18 protein-coding genes and 1 riboswitch are annotated in these 20,888 nt (G+C 70.5%); of the genes, 6 read left to right on the forward strand and 12 right to left on the reverse strand.

From position 1 onward, the window contains the following. Positions 1–80: 80 nt before the first annotated feature. Together FJM51_RS17305 and FJM51_RS17310 are read left to right on the forward strand one after the other, a co-directional pair. Complete coding sequence (locus FJM51_RS17305; RefSeq protein ID WP_140455394.1) at positions 81–344, forward strand: hypothetical protein; 264 nt, start codon at positions 81–83, stop codon at positions 342–344. Then, positions 337–777, forward strand: a complete 441-nt coding sequence (locus tag FJM51_RS17310) for a cell division protein ZapA (protein ID WP_140455395.1) — start codon at positions 337–339, stop codon at positions 775–777. The genes FJM51_RS17305 and FJM51_RS17310 overlap by 8 nt, the downstream gene beginning before the upstream one ends. 64 nt (positions 778–841) lie before the next feature. On the opposite strand, the gene grxD is transcribed toward FJM51_RS17310, so the two are convergent. The 5 genes from grxD to purL all read right to left on the reverse strand — a co-directional run bounded on the left by grxD (position 842) and on the right by purL (position 5,322). Further along, positions 842–1,225: a Grx4 family monothiol glutaredoxin gene (gene grxD, locus FJM51_RS17315; protein WP_140455396.1), complete on the reverse strand. Its 384-nt coding sequence runs from the start codon at positions 1,223–1,225 to the stop codon at positions 842–844. 7 nt (positions 1,226–1,232) lie between these two features. Further along, complete coding sequence (locus FJM51_RS17320; RefSeq protein WP_140455397.1) at positions 1,233–1,475, reverse strand: BolA/IbaG family iron-sulfur metabolism protein; 243 nt, start codon at positions 1,473–1,475, stop codon at positions 1,233–1,235. A gap of 101 nt (positions 1,476–1,576) precedes the next feature. Then, the gene (locus FJM51_RS17325; protein ID WP_140455398.1) at positions 1,577–2,515 is read right to left on the reverse strand and encodes a YncE family protein; all 939 of its coding nucleotides are present in this window, start codon (positions 2,513–2,515) and stop codon (positions 1,577–1,579) included. Between the two features lie 5 nt (positions 2,516–2,520). After that, on the reverse strand, positions 2,521–3,063 hold the full coding sequence (locus FJM51_RS17330; RefSeq protein ID WP_140455399.1) for an SRPBCC family protein: 543 nt from the start codon (positions 3,061–3,063) through the stop codon (positions 2,521–2,523). 51 nt (positions 3,064–3,114) lie between these two features. Then, a complete protein-coding gene (gene purL, locus FJM51_RS17335; RefSeq protein ID WP_140455400.1) occupies positions 3,115–5,322 on the reverse strand; it encodes a phosphoribosylformylglycinamidine synthase subunit PurL in 2,208 nt (735 codons plus the stop codon). 344 nt (positions 5,323–5,666) lie between these two features. On the opposite strand from purL, the gene ppc reads away from it, so the two are divergent. Beyond that, positions 5,667–8,444, forward strand: a complete 2,778-nt coding sequence (gene ppc, locus FJM51_RS17340) for a phosphoenolpyruvate carboxylase (protein ID WP_140455401.1) — start codon at positions 5,667–5,669, stop codon at positions 8,442–8,444. A gap of 52 nt (positions 8,445–8,496) precedes the next feature. Here the strand turns inward: ppc and guaB are convergent, their stop codons facing one another. Beyond that, positions 8,497–9,951 carry an IMP dehydrogenase gene (guaB, locus tag FJM51_RS17345; protein WP_140455402.1) on the reverse strand — a complete coding sequence of 485 codons (1,455 nt, stop codon included), beginning with the start codon at positions 9,949–9,951 and terminating at the stop codon, positions 8,497–8,499. A gap of 185 nt (positions 9,952–10,136) precedes the next feature. On the opposite strand from guaB, the gene FJM51_RS17350 reads away from it, so the two are divergent. Beyond that, the gene (locus tag FJM51_RS17350) at positions 10,137–11,249 is read left to right on the forward strand and encodes a mechanosensitive ion channel family protein (RefSeq protein WP_140455403.1); all 1,113 of its coding nucleotides are present in this window, start codon (positions 10,137–10,139) and stop codon (positions 11,247–11,249) included. A gap of 34 nt (positions 11,250–11,283) precedes the next feature. Here FJM51_RS17350 and thiC read toward each other — a convergent pair whose 3' ends face one another. The 5 genes from thiC to FJM51_RS17375 form a co-directional block, all read right to left on the reverse strand. Beyond that, entirely contained in the window at positions 11,284–13,071 is a 1,788-nt protein-coding gene (gene thiC, locus FJM51_RS17355; protein ID WP_140455404.1) for a phosphomethylpyrimidine synthase ThiC, read from the reverse strand. A gap of 74 nt (positions 13,072–13,145) precedes the next feature. Beyond that, positions 13,146–13,257, reverse strand: a riboswitch (TPP riboswitch). Positions 13,258–13,285: 28 nt separating this feature from the next. Then, positions 13,286–14,035, reverse strand: coding sequence for an RlmE family RNA methyltransferase (locus tag FJM51_RS17360; protein WP_140455405.1), 750 nt, complete (start codon positions 14,033–14,035; stop codon positions 13,286–13,288). A gap of 80 nt (positions 14,036–14,115) precedes the next feature. Beyond that, positions 14,116–15,243, reverse strand: a complete 1,128-nt coding sequence (locus tag FJM51_RS17365) for a Ppx/GppA phosphatase family protein (protein WP_140455406.1) — start codon at positions 15,241–15,243, stop codon at positions 14,116–14,118. Positions 15,244–15,375: 132 nt separating this feature from the next. Continuing rightward, on the reverse strand, positions 15,376–16,263 hold the full coding sequence (gene metF / locus FJM51_RS17370) for a methylenetetrahydrofolate reductase [NAD(P)H] (RefSeq protein ID WP_140455407.1): 888 nt from the start codon (positions 16,261–16,263) through the stop codon (positions 15,376–15,378). Positions 16,264–16,335: 72 nt separating this feature from the next. Beyond that, positions 16,336–17,598: a glycosyltransferase gene (locus tag FJM51_RS17375; RefSeq protein WP_140455408.1), complete on the reverse strand. Its 1,263-nt coding sequence runs from the start codon at positions 17,596–17,598 to the stop codon at positions 16,336–16,338. A 105-nt stretch (positions 17,599–17,703) separates the two neighbouring features. Here FJM51_RS17375 and FJM51_RS17380 point away from each other — a divergent pair, with 105 nt between their 5' ends. Beyond that, a complete protein-coding gene (locus tag FJM51_RS17380; RefSeq protein WP_140455409.1) occupies positions 17,704–19,110 on the forward strand; it encodes an oligosaccharide flippase family protein in 1,407 nt (468 codons plus the stop codon). Between the two features lie 18 nt (positions 19,111–19,128). Here FJM51_RS17380 and FJM51_RS17385 read toward each other — a convergent pair whose 3' ends face one another. Continuing rightward, positions 19,129–19,878: a CpsD/CapB family tyrosine-protein kinase gene (locus FJM51_RS17385; RefSeq protein ID WP_140455410.1), complete on the reverse strand. Its 750-nt coding sequence runs from the start codon at positions 19,876–19,878 to the stop codon at positions 19,129–19,131. A gap of 268 nt (positions 19,879–20,146) precedes the next feature. On the opposite strand from FJM51_RS17385, the gene FJM51_RS17390 reads away from it, so the two are divergent. Beyond that, positions 20,147–20,863: a WecB/TagA/CpsF family glycosyltransferase gene (locus tag FJM51_RS17390; RefSeq protein WP_497707174.1), complete on the forward strand. Its 717-nt coding sequence runs from the start codon at positions 20,147–20,149 to the stop codon at positions 20,861–20,863. The last annotated feature ends 25 nt before the right edge of the window (positions 20,864–20,888 follow it).

The raw sequence follows: 20,888 nt of genomic DNA on the forward strand, positions 1-20,888 counted from the left end.
GGCCCGTTCGGCGGCACGCGCAGATTGCATTGCGGCAAGGCACTGCCTAAAACGGCTGGGTCATCGTTGAAGGCGCGGATATGAGTCAGATCACAGAGCTCGAGGACCAGATCACCGGGGCGCTGGACCGCCTGCGCGCCGCGCTCGACGCGCGCGCCGCCCAGGCCGCGGCCCAGTCCGACGGGCCCGACCCGAAGGAGCGGATCGCGGCGCTGGAGGGCGAGAAGGCCGAGCTGGAGAACGAGCTCGAACGGCTGCAGGCGAAGCGCGACAAGGATGTCGCGGCGCTCGACGACCTGATCGCCCAGTTGAAGCCGCTGATCCAGGAGGTCGGAGATGCCTGAACTGCTGCTTGAGATCGGGGGGCGGATGTTCGAGGTCGCCTGCGAGCCCGGTCAGGAGAACTCGCTCCACCGCGCCGCGCGCCTGCTCGACACCGAGGCGACCAAGGTCGAGACCGCGATCGGGCGCCAGCCGGAGAAGCGGACGCTGCTGCTCGCGGGGCTGATGCTCGCCGACACGACGAGCAGCCTCGAGGACCGGCTGGCCGCGACCGAGGACCGGCTGCGCAGCGCCGAGGAGCGGGTGCGGATCGCCGAGGCGAAATCGGCGATGCTGGCCGCGAACGCGCTGAAGATGGAGACGGAGGCGACGCATCGCATCTCCGCCGCCGATATCGAGAAGCTGCGCGAGGAGAACGAGGGCGCGGTGCTCGCGCTCACCCGCGTGCTGCAGGAGGTGAACGAACTGGCCGCGCGCGTCGAGAGCGGCGAGTGAACGAAAGAGGGCGGATCCCGGTCCGCCCCCGAAGCGGCGGGCGGACCGGGGTCCGCCGCCCCGCTCAGCTGTTGGCTTCGCGGATCTTCTCGGCCGCGGCCGCGTCGAAGGCGATGCCGTTCTCGCTCAGGAGCTGGTCGAGCTCGCCCGAGAGCGTCATCTCGGTCACGATGTCGCAACCGCCGACGAATTCGCCCTTCACGTAGAGCTGCGGGATCGTCGGCCAGTCCGAGAAGCTCTTGATCCCGTCGCGGATCGCCGGATCGGCCAGCACGTCCACGTCCTTCCAGGCGATGCCCATGTAGTTGAGCACGCCCGCCACCCGGCTCGAGAAGCCGCATTGCGGCATCGAGGCGGTGCCCTTCATGAAGAGCACCACGTCGTTCGCGGTGATCTCGGCGCGGATCTGGTCGTGCGCCGCCGTCTGCGTCGTCGTCTCGGTCGTCATCTGTCGGTTACTCCGGTGCCTTGGTCGTCAGCGCGAGCGCGTGCAGCTCGCCGTTCGAACCATCCATCTTTCCCTTGAGGGCCGCGTAGACGAGCTGGTGCTGCCTCACCCGGTTCAGCCCGCGGAATTCCTCCGCCGTCACGGTCGCCGCGTAGTGGTTGCCGTCGCCGGCGAGGTCGGTGATCTCGACCCTGGCGGTCGGGAAAGCCTCCCGGATCAGATGTTCGATGTCAGCGGCTTCCATCGCCATGGCGGCGGCTCTCCTCGCAAGTCTTGGAACAAATCTAGGTCGGGGCGGGCGCGCGTGCAAGGCCGCGCCCCGGCCGATGGACGCACCGACGCCTGGGCGGATCAGTCGTGGATGAAATCGCCGAAGGAGCGCGGGCCGTCGCCGGTCTCGAACTCGCCCGTCACCTTCATCGCCACGGGGTCGATCCGGCTCATCGTGTTGTCGAACCAGTTCGCGACATAGAGCGTCCCGCCGTCCTTCGTCGCCTCGATCCCCTCGGGATAGTCGCCCACCTCGATCTCTCCCAGCGGCTCGAGGCTCGCGAGGTCGAAGACGGTCAGGTCCGAGCCGTAGGAATTGGTGACGAAGCCGCGGCCCCGGGCGAGCGCGACCTTGTAGGGCCGCTCGTCCGTCTTCACGGTCCCGACCACCTTGCGCGCGGCGATGTCGATGACGCTCACCTGGTTCGCGTAGACGTCCGCCGTGTAGGCGCGCCGGCCCTCGGCGTCGATCGTGACGCCGAACGGGTGCTGGCCGACCGGGATCACGGCGAGGCGCGTGAGCGTCTTCGCATCGATCACGCTCACCTGGTCGCTGTCGCGGTCGGCCGTCAGGATCGTCGCCCCGTCGGGCGTGACCGCGATGCCCGATGGTCCCTCGCCGGTCTCGACCGAGCCCTCGACCGCGCCGTCGCGGAGCACGCTCAGGCGGCCGCCGTACCAGTCGGCGACGTAGATCTCGTCGGTGACGGGATTGGCGGCGATGCCGAGCGGGCCGCCGCCGACCTCGATCGGCGTCAGCGCCGCCGTCTTCGGGTTGATCGCCGTGACCCGGCCGTTCTCGGGGCTCGTCACGTAGACGAGGCCCGAGGGCGCGACCGCGACGCCGGCGGGCGCCCCGGGGATCGACCATTCGCGCAGCTTCTCCCCGGTCGCGAGATCGACCTCCCAGACCGAATTCGCGCCCTGGTTGGTGACGAAGCCCAGTTCCGCGCGCGCCGCGCCGGGCAGCGCCGCGGCCAGTGCCAGGCAGAGGGCGGGGAGGGGGGAGGGGCGCCGCATCGGGCTCAGTTCGTCTTCTCGATCTCGGATTTCAGCGCCGCCAGACCGGACTGGTAGAGCTTCGTCACCGCCGCGATCGCCGCCTCGTCGTTGAGTTCCGCCGGCGGATCGTTGTTCGGGAAGCCGCGGTAGAAGGCGCCCTTCCAGTGCACGGTGCTGCCGCCGTCGGGGCCGTCGTCCACCTCGATGGTCGAGGAATAGTTGGTGACCGGCAGGACCTTCACGTCGACCGACTCGATGCGGTACTTGTAGGAGCGTTTGGTGGCGTCGTACTTGTCGAGTACTTCGACGATCTTCGGGCCGCTGGCGTCGTTCAGCGTCAGCGTGCGTTCCGAATCGATCTCGTTGCCGTTGGTCGCCTCGGTCGAGACGACGCCGGGCAGCCAGGACATGTCGTCGAAATTGCCGACCCGGGCCCAGACCGTTTCGGGCGGGGCGGCGATGTCGATCGTCTCCTCGACCTTCTGGCGCACCGGGCCGTGCGCCGAGGCGGCGACGGGTGCGAGGGCGACCGCCAGGGCGGCGATCGCGACAGACACGAATTTCATGGTTCCTCCCACGCGGGTTCCCGCTCGCGGCGGATGTTGGACCCCCGCCCGTCAGCTTTCAACCGCGGGGGTGTCGTACATTAGTCTCGGTAGCCCGCCCTCGAAACCGGCGCGCAGTTCCGCGAGCGGGATCGACTCCGCGCCGAGCACGAAGGCCGCGCCGCCGGCCCGGCCCACGACCTGCGCGGGCACGCCGGCGCGGTCGGCGGCGGCGAGAAGCGCGCCGTGATCGGTCGTCGCGACCAGATAGCGCGCCTGATCCTCGCCAAAATACCAGCCGAGCGGCTCGCCCTCGGCCTCCGCCAGCGCGAGACCGAGGTTCGCGGCGAGCGCCATCTCGGCGGCGGCGACCGCGAGACCGCCGTCGCCGAGGTCATGCGCGGCGGTGATCAGGCCTGCGCGATGGGCGCTCCGCACGAACTGGCCCGCCGCGCGTTCGGCGGCGAGATCCACCGGCGGCGCGTCGCCCTCCTCGCGGCCGAAGAGTTCGGCGAGCAGGATCGACTGGCCGAGATGGCCGGCGGTCTCGCCGAGCAGCACGAGCGCGTCGCCCGCCCTCGGCGCCACGCCGATCACCTCGTCGAGCGAGGCGAGCAGGCCGACCGCGCCGATGGTGGGCGTCGGCAGGATCGCCGCGCCGTCGGTCTCGTTGTAGAGGCTGACGTTGCCCGAGACGATCGGCATGTCGAGCGCCGCCACCGCCGCGCCGATGCCTTTGATACAGCCCACGAACTGCCCCATGATCTCGGGCTTCTCGGGATTGCCGAAGTTGAGATTGTCCGTGGTCGCGAGCGGCTTCGCGCCCGACGCGCAAAGGTTGCGGAACGCCTCGGCCACCGCCTGCATGCCGCCGCGTTCCGGATTCGCGCGGCAGTAGCGGGGCGTCACGTCTGAGGTGAAGGCGATGGCCTTCTCCGTGCCGTGCACCCGCACGATCCCGGCGTCGGAGCCCGGGCGGATCACCGTGTCGGCCATCACCATGTGGTCGTACTGGCTCCAGACCCAGGCGCGGGAGGCGAGGTTCGGGCTCGCCATCAGCCGCCGGAGCGCCTCGGCCGGCGCGATTTCCGGCAGCGGCCCGAGCGGCTCCGCGGCCGGGGTCGGCACCCAGGGCCGGTCGTATTCCGGCGCCTCGCCCGAGAGCGCCTTCAGCGGCAGGTCGGCCTTCACCTCGCCGTTCAGCGTGATGAGGAACCGGTCCTCGGGGATCGTCTCGCCGACGATGGCGAAATCGAGGTCCCATTTCTCGAAGACCGCGCGCGCCTCGGCCTCCTTCTCCGGATTGAGCACCATGAGCATCCGCTCCTGGCTTTCGGAGAGCATCATCTCGTAGGCGCTCATGTGCGTCTCGCGCACCGGCACCTTCTCGAGGTCGAGCCGCACGCCGAGATCGCCCTTGTCGCCCATCTCGACGGCGGAGCAGGTGAGGCCGGCGGCGCCCATGTCCTGGATCGAGATGACCGCGCCGGTCTTCATCAGCTCCATGCAGGCTTCCATCAGCCGCTTCTCGGTGAAGGGGTCGCCCACCTGCACCGTCGGGCGCTTCTCCTCGATCGAGTCGTCGAATTCGGCCGAGGCCATCGTCGCGCCGCCCACCCCGTCGCGCCCGGTCTTGGCACCGAGATAGACGACGGGCATGCCGACGCCCGAGGCCGCCGAGTAGAAGATCGCATCGGTCCGGGCGAGGCCGGCGGCGAAGGCGTTCACGAGGCAGTTGCCGTTGTAGGCGGCGTGGAAGCGCAGCTCGCCCCCCACGGTCGGCACGCCGAAGGCGTTGCCGTAGCCGCCGATCCCCGCGACGACGCCGGAGAGCAGCGCGCGGGTCTTCGGGTGGTCCGGGCTTCCGAAGGAGAGCGCGTTCATCGCGGCGATCGGGCGCGCGCCCATGGTGAAGACGTCGCGCAGGATGCCGCCCACGCCCGTCGCCGCGCCCTGGTAGGGCTCGATGTAGGAGGGGTGGTTGTGGCTCTCCATCTTGAAGACGAGCGCGTCGCCGTCGCCGATGTCGACGATGCCCGCGTTCTCGCCGGGACCGCAGATCACTTGGGGGCCGGAGGTCGGCAGCGTGCGGAGCCATTTCTTCGAGGATTTGTACGAGCAGTGCTCGTTCCACATCGCCGAGAAGATGCCGAGCTCGGTCAGCGTGGGCGTCCGGCCGATCAGGTCGAGGATGCGCCGGTATTCGTCGGGCTTCAGCCCGTGCGCCTTGACGAGATCCTCGGTGATTTCCGGCTCGCGGTCGAGAAGGGCGCCTGACATGAATGATCCCCGTGGGTCGCTCCGATGCCCGCTTTTACTGGCGCGCGCCGGGGAGTGAAAGGGGGCCGGGGGCCGGGATCGGACGGAAGGACCAAGGCGAAGGTGCGTATTGCGCCACCGGCCGATCCGCGGTTCCCTGCGCCCGATGGAGTTCTGGTTCCGCGGCAAAATTGGGCGGCGACGGCTTTCGGCGTCCGGTCTTTGGCCAGTTCCGCGAAAGAGGGCGGCCTTCGTCCCCAAAGGCGGGACGGGGCGGCGATCTTGCTCCATGAAGGACATCGGGAAGGACATCGGGCGAAAGGGCTCCGTCCGACCGACCGAAATTCTCGTGGCAGGGGGCAAGCATGGCTGCAGATGGGGAAACGCGGATCAGCGCGCCGGCGACGGAGGAGGACGAGGCCATCCGCTTTCTCGGCCGGCTTCTCGGCAACACCCTCCGCGCCCAGGAGGGCGGGCTCGCCTACGAGACGATCGAGGAGATCCGCCGCGCCTCGGTCGAGCTGCACCGGGTCGGCGACGAGGCGGCCTATCAGCGGCTGCACGACATGATCGCCGCGCTGCCGGAGGACCTGACGCTGCAGGTGCTGCGGGCCTTCACCTATTTTCTGCACCTGCTCAACATCGCGCAGGACGAGCAGATCCTCATCGATCATCGCGCCGCCTCCGGCCAGCCGTTGGCCGATGCGATCGACGCGGCGCGCGGCGCGGGGCTTTCCGATACCCAGATCGCGGCCTTCTTCCGCGAGGCGCTGGTCAGCCCGATCCTCACCGCGCATCCGACCGAGATCCGGCGGCAGAGCACGATGCGCGCGGAATTCGCGCTCTCGCGCCTGCTCGACGAGCGCATCCAGGCCCGCCGGGTGGGGCGCGACAGTTCGGAGATCGAGAAGGGGATCGAGCGCGAGGTCGAGACGCTCTGGCAGACGCATCTGCTGCGCCGCTCGAAACTCAGCGTCACCGACGAGATCAAGAACAGCCTCGCCTATTACGACCACACCTTCTTCCGCGCGGTGCCGAAGCTGCAGGACACGCTGCTGAAGGCGCTGGGCAGGACCACCTTCGGCTATGACTTCCCCGCCTTCCTGCGCGTCGGAACCTGGATCGGCGGCGACCGCGACGGCAATCCCTTCGTGACCGAGGAGGTGCTGCGCGAATGCTTCCGGCTCCAGGCCGGCCGCGCGCTGCGCCACTATCTCGAGGAGGTTCACCGGCTGGGCGCCGAGCTTTCGATGTCGGCGCGGGTGGTGCGGGTGAGCGACGAGCTTCAGGCGCTGGCCGACGCCTCGCCCGACATGTCGCATCACCGGCAGGACGAGCCGTATCGCCGGGCGCTGATCGGGATCTATGCCCGGCTCGCCGCGACGCTGAAGGAGATCGACCCGCTGACGCCGATGTCGCTCGCGACCGTCGATCCCAAGATCGGGCCGTCGATGCCGACGACGCCCGGCGAGCCCTATGCGAAGGCCGAGGATCTGCTGCGCGAACTCGACGTGATCGACCGGTCGCTCCGCGCGCATCAGGCGATCGCCGTCGCCGATGGCCGGCTGCTCGACCTGCGCCGCAAGCTCAGAAGCTTCGGCTTCCACCTCGCGAGCGTCGACCTGCGGCAGAACTCGGCGGTGCACGAGGCCACCGTGGCCGAGCTCTTCGAGGCGATCGAGCCCGGAAGCGACTATCTCGGCATGGACGAGGCGGCGCGCGTCGCGGCGCTGCGGCGCGAACTCAACTCGCCCCGCTCGCTGATCCGGCCGTTCTGGACCTATTCGGAGAAGACCGCCGGCGAGCTTGGCCTCTTCCGCGCCGCGAAGGAGATCATCGACCGGTTCGGCCCGAGGGCCATCGTCACCTCGATCATCTCGAACGCGCAGTCGGTCTCGGACGTGCTGGAACTCTGCGTGCTCCTGAAGGAGGCGGGGATCCTCGGGCTCGACGGCAAGTGCTCGGTCGCGATCGTGCCGCTCTTCGAGACCATCGCCGACCTCCAGAACGGCCCGGGCATCATGCGCGCGCTGTTCGACACGCCGGAATACCGCCGCGTCGTCTCCGCCCAGAAGAACGAGCAGGAGATCATGCTCGGCTATTCCGACAGCAACAAGGACGGCGGCCTCGTCACCTCGAGCTGGGAGCTCTTCAAGGCGGAGCGGGCGCTGGTGGCGCTGTTCAGGGAAAGGGAGATCCGGCTCCGGCTCTTCCACGGCCGGGGCGGCTCGATCGGGCGGGGCGGCGGCCCGACGCGGGAGGCGATCATCGCCCAGCCGCCGGGCGCGGTCGCGGGCCAGATCCGGCTGACCGAGCAGGGCGAGGTCATCTCGTCGCGCTACTCGCATTCCGAGATCGGCTACGCGCATCTCGAGACGCTGGTCGCGGCGACGCTGGAGGCCACGCTGATGCCCGCCGCCGAGGCCTCGCTGGAGGAGCATGTCGGCATCATGGATGCGATGTCGGAACATGCCTTCCGCGCCTACCGGAGCCTCGTCTTCGAGACCGAGGGGTTCGAGGAGTTCTTCTGGTCCTCGACCGTGATCAGCGAGATCGCCGCGCTCAACATCGGCTCGCGTCCCGCCTCGCGCGCCAAGACGCGCTCGATCTCCTCGCTCCGCGCGATCCCCTGGGTGTTCTCCTGGGCGCAGTGCCGGATCATGCTGCCGGCCTGGTACGGCTTCGGCTCGGCGGTCGCGGAATGGTGCGAGGCGAACGGCGATCCGGAGGGCGCGCGGCTCGCGGCGCTCAGCGCGGAATGGCCGTTCTTCCATGCGATGGTCTCGAAGATCGACCTGATGATCGGCAAGAGCGATCTCGCAATGGCCGCCAACTACGCCGATCTCTGCGAGAACCGCGAGATCCGCGACCGGATCTTCGGGCGGATCACCCGCGAATGGGAACTGACGGTGCGCGCGCTCGAGATGATCACCGGCTCCTCGCCGGTGGAGCGCAACCAGGGCGGCGAGGCCAAGGCGAAGCTGCGCCACCGCACGCCCTATCTCGACGCGCTGAACCACATCCAGGTGGAACTGCTGAAGAAGACGCGGCTCGCGGGACCCGACGAGATGTCGGAGAAGACCCACCGCGGGATCCTGCTCTCGATCAACGGCGTCGCCTCGGGCCTGCGCAACACCGGCTAGGCCGGCGGTCCGGATCTCCCCGCGGCACAGCCCGCGGGGAGATCCGGAGGCCTCAGCCGATCCGGTAGTTCGGGCTCTCCCGCGTGATCTGCACGTCGTGCACGTGGGATTCGCGCAGGCCCGCGTTGGTGATCCGGACGAATTCGCAGTTGCCGCGCATCGAATCGATCGTCGCGTGGCCGGTATAGCCCATCGCCGCGCGCAGCCCGCCCACCATCTGGTGCAGCACCGCGTTGACGCCGCCCTTGTAGGGCACCTGACCCTCGATCCCCTCGGGGACGAGCTTTTCCGCGCTGACCTCCTTCTGGAAGTAGCGGTCGGCCGAGCCGCGCGCCATCGCGCCGAGCGAGCCCATGCCGCGGTAGGACTTGAAGCTGCGGCCCTGGTAGAGGATCACCTCGCCCGGCGCCTCGTCGGTGCCGGCGAGGATCGAGCCCACCATCGCGCAGGCCGCGCCCGCGCCGATCGCCTTGGCGAAGTCGCCGGAGAACTTGATGCCGCCGTCGGCCACGACCGGATGGCCGGTCTTCGCGGCCTCCTCGGCGCAGTCGCTGATCGCGGTCATCTGCGGCACGCCGACCCCCGCGACGATGCGCGTGGTGCAGATCGAGCCCGGGCCGATGCCGACCTTGACCGCGTTCGCCCCGGCGTCGAGCAGCGAGCGCGTCGCCGCGGCGGTCGCGACGTTGCCGGCGAGGATCTGGCAGTCGGGCGCGTGTTCCCTGAGCCGCCTGACCGCGTCCACGACGCTCGAGGAATGGCCATGGGCGGTGTCGATGACGATGAGATCGGCGCCCGCCTCGAGCAGCGCGACCGAGCGCTCGAACCCCGCCTCGCCGACGGTCGAGGCGGCGGCGACGCGGAGCCGGCCGAGGTCGTCCTTGGCGGCGCGCGGGTTCAGCACCGCCTGTTCGAGATCCTTGATCGTCAGGAGCCCGGTCAGCCGCCCGCCCTCGTCGACGACGAGGAGCTTCTCGATCCGGCGGCTCTCCATCAGGCTCTTGGCCTCGTCGAGCGCGGCGGGCTCGCGCAGCATCGCGAGGTTCTCGGAGGTCATCATCGCGCTCACGGGCGTGTCGTCGCTCGAGGCGAAGCGCATGTCGCGATTGGTGACGATGCCGACGACGACGCCCCGGTCGTCGACGACCGGGAAGCCGGTGATCCGGTAGCGTTCCTGCAGCGCCTTGGCGTCGCGCAGCGTCTGGTCGGGGCGCAGCGTCACCGGGGCGTAGACCACGCCCGAGACGAAGCGCTTCACCCGCTGCACCTCGGAAGCCTGGCCCGCGACGTCGAAATTGCGGTGGATGACGCCGAGGCCGCCCGCCTGGGCCATCGCGATCGCCATGCGCGATTCGGTCACCGTGTCCATCGCCGCGCTCAGCAGCGGGATGTTGAGCGTGATCTTCTCGGTGACCCGGGTCCGGACATCCGCGGTCGCCGGCAGGATCTCCGACGCGCCCGGCACCAGCAGTACGTCGTCGAACGTCAATGCTTCGCGAAATTCCATCTGCGTGACTCTCCAGGACCGGCCGCGAGGGGATTGGCCCGTCCTATTCCACGCGGCCGGGGAAAAGGGAACCCTTTCGAGGCGGGTTGACGCCGGTCGGCGCCGGGACGTTGAAACCCGGCGCCCCGGGCCTAGCCTCGCAAGGCGCGGGGCGCGTCGCCGCTCCGCGTGGCACGGGAGAGAGAATGATCGAGATCGGAGTGATCAGCGAGCGCTGGCTGGAGGCCGCGGCCGGACTCGCGCGGGCGGGTGTGCCCTATCTGATCCTGGCGGGGGCGGTGATCGCCGCGCTCGCGCTGCATCGCGCCGGCGTCTGGATCATGGCCCGGCTGCTGGTGCATGACCGGAGCTTCGCGGCGCGGGCGATCCGGCGCACCAAGCGGCCGACGCGGCTCGCCTTCGTCGCGGTGGCGCTCCTCATCGCGCTCTCCACCGTCAGCCTGCCCTTCGCGGTCGAGGCGCAGGCCCGCCACCTGGTCGCGGCGATGCTGATCGTGCTGGTGGGCTGGGCCGCCGTCCTGCTGGTCGCGCTCGTCTCGGACATCCTGCTGAGCCACTACCGGCTCGACGTCGAGGACAACCTCCAGGCCCGGCGCCAGATCACGCAGGTGCGCATCCTGCGGCGCACGGTCCAGAGCCTCGTCGTGCTCTTCACCATCGCGGCGGTGCTGCTGACCTTCCGCCAGATCCAGCAGTACGGCGTGAGCCTGCTCGCCTCGGCGGGGGCGGCGGGGATCATCCTCGGCCTCGCGGCGAAGCCGGTGCTCTCGAACCTGATCGCGGGCATCCAGATCGCGATCACCCAGCCGATCCGGATCGAGGACGTGGTGATCGTCGAGAACGAATGGGGCTGGATCGAGGAGATCGGCTCCTCCTTCGTCACCGTGCGGCTCTGGGACTGGCGGCGGCTGGTCGTGCCGCTGAGCTATTTCGTCGAGCAGCCGTTCCAGAACTGGACGCGGGAATCGGCGGCGATCATCGGCGAGGTGCGCTGGCACGTGGACTATGGCGTGCCCGTCGGCGCGGTGCGGAAAAAGTTCGAGGAACTCGTCGCCGCCTCGCCGCTCTGGGACCGGCGGGTGGTGAACCTGCAGGTGGTCGACTCGACGGGGGAGGGGATCCAGCTGCGCGGCCTGATGAGCGCGCGCAATTCGCCGATCGCCTGGGATCTGCGCTGCGAGATCCGCGAGAAGCTCATCGACTGGCTCCAGGCCGAATATCCCGAGCACCTGCCGCGCCAGCGCTTCGAGACCCGCGCGCGTCCGGCGCCCGAACCCGCGCGCGCCGCCGCCGAATGAGGGGCGCCCCGCCAAGGGCCGGGCGCCCGGTCCGTCAGGGCTCCACCGGGAGGTAGAGTTCGCCCTTCTCGCGGAACTTCTCCGCCATCTCCGCGAGTCCCGATTTCCGGGCCTCCGCGCGGATGTCGTGGCTGATCCGCATCGAGCAGAACTTCGGCCCGCACATCGAGCAGAAATGCGCGACCTTGTGCGCCTCCTTCGGCAGGGTCTCGTCGTGGAAGGCGCGCGCGGTGTCCGGGTCGAGGCCGAGGTTGAACTGGTCTTCCCAGCGGAACTCGAAGCGCGCGCGGCTGAGCGCGTCGTCGCGGATCCGCGCCGCCGGGTGGCCCTTGGCGAGATCGGCGGCGTGGGCGGCGATCTTGTAGGTGATGACGCCGGTCTTGACGTCGTCGCGGTCCGGCAGGCCGAGATGCTCCTTCGGCGTCACGTAGCAGAGCATCGCCGTGCCGTACCAGCCGATCATCGCCGCGCCGATCCCGCTGGTGATATGGTCGTAGCCTGGCGCGATATCGGTCGTGAGCGGCCCGAGCGTGTAGAAGGGCGCCTCGCCGCAGAGGTCGAGCTGCTTCTCCATGTTCTCCCGGATCTTGTGCATCGGCACATGGCCGGGGCCCTCGATCATCACCTGGCAGTCCTTCGCCCAGGCGATCCGCGTGAGTTCGCCCAGCGTCTCGAGCTCCGCGAACTGCGCCGCGTCGTTCGCATCGGCGATCGAGCCGGGGCGCAGCCCGTCGCCGAGCGAGAAGCTCACGTCATGGGCGCGCATGATGTCGCAGATCTCGTCGAAATGCTCGTGGAGGAAGCTCTCGCGATGGTGGTGCAGGCACCATTTCGCCATGATCGAGCCGCCGCGGCTGACGATCCCCGTGACCCGGTCCGCGGTGAGCGGGATATGCGCGAGCCGCACGCCCGCGTGGATGGTGAAATAGTCGACCCCCTGTTCGGCCTGTTCGACCAGCGTGTCGCGGAACACCTCCCACGAGAGATCCTCGGCGATCCCGCCCACCTTCTCGAGCGCCTGGTAGAGCGGGACGGTCCCGATCGGCACCGGGCTGTTGCGGATGATCCACTCGCGGATGTTGTGGATGTTGCGGCCCGTGGAGAGGTCCATCACCGTGTCCGCGCCCCAGCGGATCGCCCAGACCATCTTCTCGACCTCCTCCTCCATCGAGGAGGTGACGGCGGAATTGCCGATGTTGGCGTTGATCTTCACGAGGAAGTTGCGCCCGATCACCATCGGCTCGAGTTCGGGGTGGTTGATGTTGGCGGGCAGGATCGCGCGGCCGGCGGCGATCTCGGCGCGGACGAATTCGGGCGTGACCTGATCGGGGATCGCGGCGCCGAAGCTCTCGCCGTCGCGGGCGGCGGCGCGGCCGAGGTTCTCGCGGATCGCCGCGTATTCCATCTCGGCCGTGACGATCCCGGCGCGGGCATAGGCGAGCTGCGTGACCGCCGCCGTCCCCTTCGCCCGGCGCGGGCGCGGCGGGCTGGCGAAGGCGGGGACGAGCCGCGCGCCCTCGGCGAAGCCGTTGTCCTCGGGCTTCACCACGCGGGGGGCGGCCACTTCCTCGGTGTCGCCGCGCGCGGCGATGAAGGGCGCCCGGGCGGGCGCGAGGCCGCGGGCGATGTCGATCTCCGCCGCGGGATCGGTGTAGGGGCCGGAACTGTCGTAGACCGCGACCGGCGGCTCTCCCGCGCTCGGGTGCGGGTCGATCTCGCGCAGCGGCGCGCGGAGGCCCGCGTGCAGGCTACCTTCGCGATAGACCTTGCGCGAGGCGGGGAAGGGGCCGGTGGTGACGCTCGGGGGCGCGGTATCTTTCATGGCGATGCTCCCTGGAAGAGGACGAACCTTCCGGAGCGACCGCGTGGATCACGGGATGCGCGCTTTCAGCGCGGATATGAGCCATGGCACCGTCCCTCCGCCAGCGTGAACTGGATCAGGTTCAAAGGGTCACCGCGCGTTCTAGCGGTATCTCAGCCCCTTGCCGGGACTCCCCTGGTTAGGCCTCGCAATAGAGCGGCGAAGCGCCGCCGGGTCAACAGTCTACTTCCTCCGTCGCCTCCCCGGCCCTGGCCCCGCCGCGGAAGCCGGTCGCGACCACGAACTTCTCCGAGGAGTCGCTCCGGCTCGAGGGCGGCTTGACGTGGCGGACCTTGGCGAAGAGCCGGTTCAGCCGGGTGACGATGGAGGGATCGGCGCCGCCGCCGAGCACCTTGGCGACGAAGGTGCCGCCCGGGACCAGCACGTCCTCGCAGAGGTCGATCGCCGCCTCGACGAGGGCGGTGATGCGCATGTGGTCGGTGCGCGGATGGCCCGAGGCCGCCGCCGCCATGTCCGACATCACCACATCCGCCTGGCCGCCGAGCCAGTCGCGGATCTGTCCGTCCGCCCCCTCCTCGAGGAAGTCGAGCACGTGAAGCTCGGCCCCCGGGATCGGCTCGACCTCCTGCAGGTCGATGCCGAGGACGCGGCCCCGGGGCTTGCCCGCCCGCTCGCCGAGCGCGTTGACGCGCGCGACCGCGACCTGGCTCCAGCCGCCGGGGGCGTGGCCGAGATCCACGACGCGCGCGCCGGGCTTGAGGAAGCCGAACTTGTCGTCGATCTCGGTGATCTTGTAGGCCGCGCGGCCGCGGTAGCCCTCGGCGCGGGCGCGCTGGACATAGGGATCGTTCAGCTGGCGCTGGAGCCAGAGCGTCGAGGAGAGCTTGCGGCCCTTCGCGGTCTTCACCCGCACGGTCAGATCGCGGCGGCCGCGGCCCGAACCCTGTTTCCTGCTGTCGCTCATCTTCCGTCCGTTTCGGCGCTGGCCCGCCCCCTCTCTGCGCGGGCGGGGCGGCGGGGTCAAGCGTGGGGGCGGTCCCGGGCCTATTCGGGGCGCGGTCCGTCGCCGAAGGCGCCGTTGGCGCTCATCATCGCGAACAGCATCCCCTCGCGCAGCCCGCGGTCGGCGACCCGCATCGAGTCGGTCGGCCAGACCCGGAGCAGGGTCTGCAGGATCGCCGCGCCCGACATGATGAGTTCGGACCGGTCGCGTCCGAGGCCGACATCCGTCCGCCGCCCCTCGGGGCCGAGGCGCAGGAACCGGCCGATCACCTCGTCGATCGCCTTGGCGCTCAGATGCATCCCGTCCACCTTGCGCCGGTCGTAGCGGCGGAGCCCGAGATGGGCCGCGCCGACGGTGGTCACGGTCCCGGAGGTCCCGATCATCTGGAAGCCCGTGCTGTCGCGCTCGGCCAAGCCCTGGAGATAGGGTTTGAACCCGGTGATCTGCTCCTCGAAGAACCAGGACATGAGCGCGAAGCGCGCCGCGTCGTCGGCCACGTCGTTGTAGCGTTCGTGCAGCGTCGCGACGCCGAGCGGGACGGAGATGAAATCGACGATCCGCGCGCCGCGCGCCAGCGGTTCCGGCCCGACGCGAAGGTTGACGATGGCCTGGGCGCGGCCCTCGGGCGGCACGTCGGAAAGGTCGATCCAGACGAGCTCGGTCGAGCCGCCGCCGATGTCGAAGACCAGCACCTGGGTCGCATCCTCCGCGACCAGCGGCGCGCAGGAGATGACCGCGAGCCGCGCCTCCTCCTCCGGCCGGATCACCTCGAGCCGGAGCCCGGTCTCGCGCGTCACGCGGGCGAGGAAATGCCGTCCGTTGCGCGCGCGCCGGCAGGCCTCGGTCGCGACGAGCCGCATCGTGCCGACCTGATAGCGGCGCAGCTTGTCCGCGCAGACCTCGAGCGCGGAGATCGTGCGCGCGATCGAGCCATGGGAGAGGTGGCCGGTCCGCTCGAGCCCCGAGCCGAGCCGGACCGATTTCGCAAATGCGTCCACGACGCGGAAATGCCCGCCTTCGGGGGTTGCGATCAGCATCCGGCAGCTGTTCGTGCCCAGATCGAGGGCTGCGTACAGCTCCGGTTCAGCCCGCGCAGGTTTACAACCTGGGCGCTTTGGGGGCGCCGGTGCGACACGATCCTGCGCGGACACCTGAAGGTCCTGCGCCATTTGGTAACCGAGACATGCGCCGGCGGGTCAGTCCGCCGGTTTTGTCAAGAAAGTTACATGAGTGATGGACGCGACGCAAGGAGAGCCCCCGACGCTCACGTCGGGGTGTCCGCCACGCGCCGGCCGGAAGCCTCAGGCCGCGCCGCTCTTCGCCAGCGGGATCTCCCGGTAGCCGAGCGAGACGCAGAGGTCATAGGAGAGATTGGGATTGTTGAGCGTGTAGATGTGCAGATGCTCGACGCCCTCGGCCATCAGCGCCTCGACCTGCTTGCGCGCGAGTTCGATCGAGAGCGAATAGGCGTCCTCCGCCGTTTCCGTCTTCTCGAAGGCCTCGTGCATCCAGGCCGGCACCCGCGCCTGGCAGCGGGCGGCGAAATTGACCATCTTGCGGAAGTTCTCGACCGGCAGGATGCCCGGATGGATCGGCGCGGTGATGCCGGCCTTCGCGCAGAGGTCGCGGAAGCGCAGGAAATCCTCGTTCTCGAAGAAGAACTGGGTGAGCGCGTTGCTCGCCCCCGCCTCCAGCTTGCGCCGGAGATTGGCGATGTCGCTCTCGAGGCTCTCGGCCTCCGGATGCTTCTCCGGATAGGCGGCGACGGAGATCTCGAAATCCCCGGCCTCGCGCAGCGCGGCGACGAGTTCGGCCGCGCCCGCGAACCCGCCCGGATGCGGGGTGAAGCGGGTCTCGCCCTTCGGCGGATCGCCGCGCAGGCCGACGATGCGGCGCAGTCCGAGCCGCGCGTAGTTGCGCGCGACGCCGAGCGTCTCCTCGCGCGTCGCGCCGACGCAGGTCAGATGACCCGCGACGTCGAGCCGGGCGCGGTCGAGGATCGCCTGGATCGCGGCGTAGGTCCGGTCCCGCGTCGTGCCGCCCGCCCCGTAGGTGACCGAGACGAAGTCCGGCCCGAGCGGCGCCAGCCGCTCGACCGAGCGCCACAGGCGCAGGCTCGCCTCGGGGGAATGCGGTGGAAAAAATTCGAAGGAAAGGCTCGGAAGAGCCCTGGTCGCTGTCTCAGCCATGATGCACCGGTCCGTACCGACAATGATTTTCGCGGGTGCGACCATACATGAGCTACGACTTTCCGGCAACGGCTAACGCGGGGCCGGACGCGGAACGGCGGCGGGTTCCGCGCGCCATCCGGGCGCGGCGCGCCGGCGCGCCGGCGCGCCGGCGAAGAGCGCGGCGAGCTTCGCGGCTTCGCGGTCGATGTCGTGGCGCTCCAGTACCCGCGCGCGCGCCGCCAGCCCCATCGCGGCGAGAGCCGGGCGCGGCGTCCGCGCCAGCGCGACCAGCGCCTCGGCCAGCGCGGCGCCGTCTCCCGCCGGAACGAGCCAGCCCGTCTCCGGCCGGACCAGTTCCGGAATGCCCGCCACATAGGTCGAGACGACCGGCCGCGCCGCCGCCATCGCCTCCATCACCACCATCGGCAGCCCTTCGGCGAAGCTTGGCATCACCAGCGCGTGCGCGGCGTCGAGCTCGGCGCGTACCCGCGCCTCGTCGACCCAGCCGGTGATCGTGACGCGCCGGGCGAGCCCCCGGGCCGCGATCGCGGCCTCGAGCGCGCCCCGCAGTTCCCCGTCGCCGACCAGCGTCAGGCGGATGTCCTCGTCCCGCGCCGCGCGGGCCAGCGCGTCGATCAGCAGCAGCTGGCCCTTCTGTTCGACCAGCCGGCCGATCGAGACGAGCCGGACCGGCCCTTCGGGCAGCGGCGCGGGGGCCGGGAAATGCCCGGGCTCGATCCCGCAATGCACGACCTCGATCCGGGGCCAGTCCGCCGCCGGCGCCCAGCGCCGGAGCTGCGCGCTTCCGAAGGCGCTCACCGCGACCGTGAAGGCCGAGCCCGCGATCTTGCGCCCGAGCGCCAGCGCCTCGGGCCGGTCGAATTCCTCCGGCCCATGCGCGGTGAAGCTGTAGCCGAACCCGCCCAGCGCCGCCGCGAGCAGCGCGACGGCGGTCGAGTTGGTGCCGAAATGCGCGTGCACGTGAGATATCTCCCCGGCGCGGCAGCGGCGCGCGAGCCAGGCGGCCTCGGCGAGATAGACGAGATGGCGAAGATAGCGCCGCTCCGCGCGGCGCCCGAGCCAGAGGGCGAGGCGGAGCGCGCGCGCGGCCCGGAGCGGCGCCCGCGCCGCCTCGAGGCCCAGCGTGGCGAGCAGCCGGGCGGGGCCGCGGGCGAGGATGTATTCGACGCGCTCCTGCTCGGCGATGTCGCCCGGATCGACGAGCGGCGCGCCGTGGCCGCGGAGCGCGAAGCGCCGGATCTCGACGCCGCGCCGCTCGAGCGCCCGGATCTCGCGGCGGATGAAACTGTGCGAGGGCGCTGGATAGGTGTTGATGAGATAGGCGATCCGCATCCCGTTCCTCCCGCGCGGGGCGCCCGCCGGGGCGCCGTCGTCAGGGTTTTGTTTAGGGCTTTGGCCCAAACGAACCGTAAACGCCGTGACCGCCGGAGCCCCGAGATGACGACGATCCCCGACGATCCCGGCGCGCGCGCCCGTTTCCGCCCGGCCCGGCGCGCCGCTCCGCTGGCCGATCCCGGCCTCGTCGGCCGCGTCCTGCGCGGCTCCGCCTTCGTGATCCTCGGCTATGGCGCCTCGCAGGCGATCCGGCTCGCCTCGAACCTGATCCTGACCCGGCTGCTCTTTCCCGAGGCCTTCGGGCTGATGGCGCTGGTGACGGTCGCGATGATCGGGCTCGGCGCGTTTTCCGATGTCGGCGTCGGTCCGGCGATCGCGCACAGCCGCCGGGGCGACGATCCGGCCTTCCTCCACGCCGCCTACACGCTGCAGGTCGGCCGGGGCTTCGCGCTCTGGATCGGCGCCTGCCTGGTCGCCTGGCCCGTCGCCGCCTTCTATGGCGAGCCGGCGCTCGCGCGGCTCCTGCCCGCCGTGGGCTTCTGCTCGGTGATCACCGGGTTCAATTCGGTCGCGGTCGAGACCGCGCACCGCCATCTGCTGCTCGGCCGGGTGACGCTGATCGAACTCGCGAGCCAGGCCGCGGGCACGATCGCCATGGTGATTCTCGCCTTCGCCACCCGGTCGATCTGGGCGCTGGTGCTCGGGGGCGCGGCGGCCTCGGCCGCGAAGCTCGCGCTCAGCCATCTCTGCCTGCCCGGACCGCCGAACCGGCTCGGCTGGGAGCCGGCGGCGCGGCGCGAGCTGGTCCGGTTCGGGCGCTGGATCTTCCTCAGCACGCTCTGCGGCTTCCTGCTGTCGCAGGGCGACAAGCTGATCCTCGGCAAGTATCTCCCGCTCGAACTGCTCGGGATCTACAACATCGGCTTCTTCCTCGCGAGCTTCCCGCTGCTCCTCGGCAAGGCGCTGACCGAGCGGATGGTGATCCCGCTCTACCGCGAGCATCCGCCCGCGCGCTCGGCGCGGAATTTCGCGCGGCTCAGGCGGATGCGTGCGATCCTGACCGGCGGGATCCTCGCGCTTCTGGCGCTGATGGCCTTCTCCGGCGTCTGGCTGGTCGATCTGCTCTATGACGCGCGTTTCGCGACGGCGGGGCCGATCGTGGTCCTGATCGCGGTGGCGCAGATGCCGCAGGCGATCGGGCTCACCTACGATCTCGCCGCGCTCGCGGCGGGGGAGTCGCGCCGGTTCTTCCTCCAGATGGCGCCGCGCGCGCTGGCGCAGGCCGCGCTCCTGCTTCTGGGGGCGGCGAGCTTCGGCCTGCCGGGCGCGCTCGGGGGGCAGGCGCTCGCGGCCGTGCTCACCTATCCGCTGATCGTGCGGCTCGCGCGCCGCTACGGCGCCTGGGACGCGGCGCATGACGCGGGCTTCGCCGCGCTCGGCCTGCTTCTTGGCGGGCTCGCGCTCTGGGCGCGCTGGCCGGAAGTCGCGGGGCTCGCCAGCCTCGGCTGACACGGGCCCCGCGCGCCCTCAGGCGTAATAGGGCTCGACCGGCCCGTCCTCGGCGCGGTTCAGGATCACGCCGAGAAGCGGCGTCTCGCCGAAGAGTTTCTCGCAGCTCCGGATCTGCGTCGGGGTGGTGATCCCGGCGCCCGCGACGAGCAGCAGCGCGTCGAGCCGGGGCAGGATCGCCAGCACATCGTCGCAGGCCAGCGCCGGCGGCAGGTCGCAGAGGATCACGTCCGGGGCGAAGCCGGCCTCGATCCGCGCCAGCGCCGCGGCCGTTCCCGGCTCCTCGAGCAGTTCCGCCGGATTGCCGACCGGCGCCGCGTTGAGGCCGAGGGCGAGGTTGGGACCCACGCGGCGCAGATGGTCCGCCGGCGCGGTCCGGCCGGCCAGCAGATCCTCGATGCGCGCGCTTCCCCGCTGGCCCAGCGCCTTCGCGAGGCTCGGGATGCGCAGATCGAGATCGAGCGCGATCACCCGGCAGCTCTCCCGCCGCGCGACGCTGAGCGCGAGATTGGCGGTGACGAAGGTCTTGCCGCAGCCGGGGCTCGCCGAGGTGATCCCGACCCGCCGCCAGCCCCGCTCGCGCAGCGCGCGCAGCATGCGCGTGCGCAGGAGGTCGAAGGGCACATGCGCGGGATCGCTCCGCCCGCCGGCCACGATCCGGTTCCGCGCGAGCCGCCGGGGCTCGAGCACGGCCTCGGCCAGCGCCGCCCAGGCGGCTTCCGATCCCGGCGCGGTCCCCCCCGCGAGCCCTCTCTCCATCATCGTCATCGTTCCCAACTCCCACCGCGGCGACCAGACGCCATGGGGCGAAGATAAGCGCGCATCAGGCTCTCAGGAGTAAACTCCCGAAGCGGATCTCCGTCATGGTTAATCTTAACGCTGTTAGAGTTCGAAAACAGGTCGTCATCCGTGTATCCGTTGTTGCGTGGGGTTTGGGTGGTTCTCTGGTATATTCGGAAAACTACCCAGTAGTTGGGTGACATATATTAAAATGAGTGGCACGTTTTCGTTACGTGTTCGTGGCGTTGATATCGCCGTGAACATGCCGGACCGGGTGCGTCTTCTCGACGACGTCAGGGCGCGGCTGCGCGCCGGCGCGGGTTTCGCGATTGCGACGCTGAATCTCGATCACATGGTCAAGCTGCGGCGGATCCCGGAATTCACCGACGCCTATCGGCGCCAGGATCTCGTGACGGCGGATGGCAATCCGATCGTCTGGCTCTCGTGGCTCGCGGGGCGGCCGGTGTCGCTGGTTCCGGGTTCCGATCTCGTCGAGCCGCTGGCGGCGCTGGCGGCGGAGGAGGGCAAGCCGGTCGCGCTCATCGGCTCGACGCCCGCCGCGCTCGAGCGCGCGGCGCGGCATCTCGGCGCGGCGCATCCGGGGCTTCGCATCGCCGCCTGCCTCGCGCCGGGCCGGGGGTTCGATCCGGCCGGGGCGGAAGCCGATGCGATGATCGCGGCGCTGGGCGCGTCCGGGGCACGGATGGCCTTCCTCGCGCTCGGCGCGCCGAAGCAGGAGATGTTCGCGGCCCGCTGCCGCGAGGCGCTGCCCGGGGTGGGGCTGGTCTCGGTCGGCGCGGGGCTCGACTTCCTCGCGCGGACCCAGCGGCGCGCGCCGGCCTGGATGCGTCGGGCGGCGCTCGAATGGCTCTGGCGGGTCGGCACGGACCCGCGGCGGCTCGCCCGGCGCTACGCCGAATGCGCGCTGGCCCTGCCCGGGCTCGCGCTGGGCGCCGCGCGGACGCGGGGCTGAGGAGCCGCGCGGAAGGCGTCGTCGC

This window comes from Amaricoccus solimangrovi, assembly GCF_006385685.1.
Classification (GTDB): Bacteria; Pseudomonadota; Alphaproteobacteria; order Rhodobacterales; family Rhodobacteraceae; genus Amaricoccus; species Amaricoccus solimangrovi.

Coding starts and splice junctions, on each gene's coding strand:
- FJM51_RS17350 (WP_140455403.1), top strand. CDS start 10,137: ATGATCGAGATCGGAGTGATCAGCGAGCGCTGGCTGGAGGCCGCGGCC.
- FJM51_RS17360 (WP_140455405.1), bottom strand. CDS start 14,035: ATGAGCGACAGCAGGAAACAGGGTTCGGGCCGCGGCCGCCGCGATCTG.
- grxD (WP_140455396.1), bottom strand. CDS start 1,225: ATGACGACCGAGACGACGACGCAGACGGCGGCGCACGACCAGATCCGC.
- guaB (WP_140455402.1), bottom strand. CDS start 9,951: ATGGAATTTCGCGAAGCATTGACGTTCGACGACGTACTGCTGGTGCCG.
- ppc (WP_140455401.1), top strand. CDS start 5,667: ATGGCTGCAGATGGGGAAACGCGGATCAGCGCGCCGGCGACGGAGGAG.
- FJM51_RS17305 (WP_140455394.1), top strand. CDS start 81: ATGAGTCAGATCACAGAGCTCGAGGACCAGATCACCGGGGCGCTGGAC.
- purL (WP_140455400.1), bottom strand. CDS start 5,322: ATGTCAGGCGCCCTTCTCGACCGCGAGCCGGAAATCACCGAGGATCTC.
- FJM51_RS17380 (WP_140455409.1), top strand. CDS start 17,704: ATGACGACGATCCCCGACGATCCCGGCGCGCGCGCCCGTTTCCGCCCG.
- FJM51_RS17375 (WP_140455408.1), bottom strand. CDS start 17,598: ATGCGGATCGCCTATCTCATCAACACCTATCCAGCGCCCTCGCACAGT.
- FJM51_RS17330 (WP_140455399.1), bottom strand. CDS start 3,063: ATGAAATTCGTGTCTGTCGCGATCGCCGCCCTGGCGGTCGCCCTCGCA.
- FJM51_RS17365 (WP_140455406.1), bottom strand. CDS start 15,243: ATGGCGCAGGACCTTCAGGTGTCCGCGCAGGATCGTGTCGCACCGGCG.
- thiC (WP_140455404.1), bottom strand. CDS start 13,071: ATGAAAGATACCGCGCCCCCGAGCGTCACCACCGGCCCCTTCCCCGCC.
- FJM51_RS17310 (WP_140455395.1), top strand. CDS start 337: ATGCCTGAACTGCTGCTTGAGATCGGGGGGCGGATGTTCGAGGTCGCC.
- metF (WP_140455407.1), bottom strand. CDS start 16,263: ATGGCTGAGACAGCGACCAGGGCTCTTCCGAGCCTTTCCTTCGAATTT.
- FJM51_RS17325 (WP_140455398.1), bottom strand. CDS start 2,515: ATGCGGCGCCCCTCCCCCCTCCCCGCCCTCTGCCTGGCACTGGCCGCG.
- FJM51_RS17320 (WP_140455397.1), bottom strand. CDS start 1,475: ATGGCGATGGAAGCCGCTGACATCGAACATCTGATCCGGGAGGCTTTC.
- FJM51_RS17385 (WP_140455410.1), bottom strand. CDS start 19,878: ATGACGATGATGGAGAGAGGGCTCGCGGGGGGGACCGCGCCGGGATCG.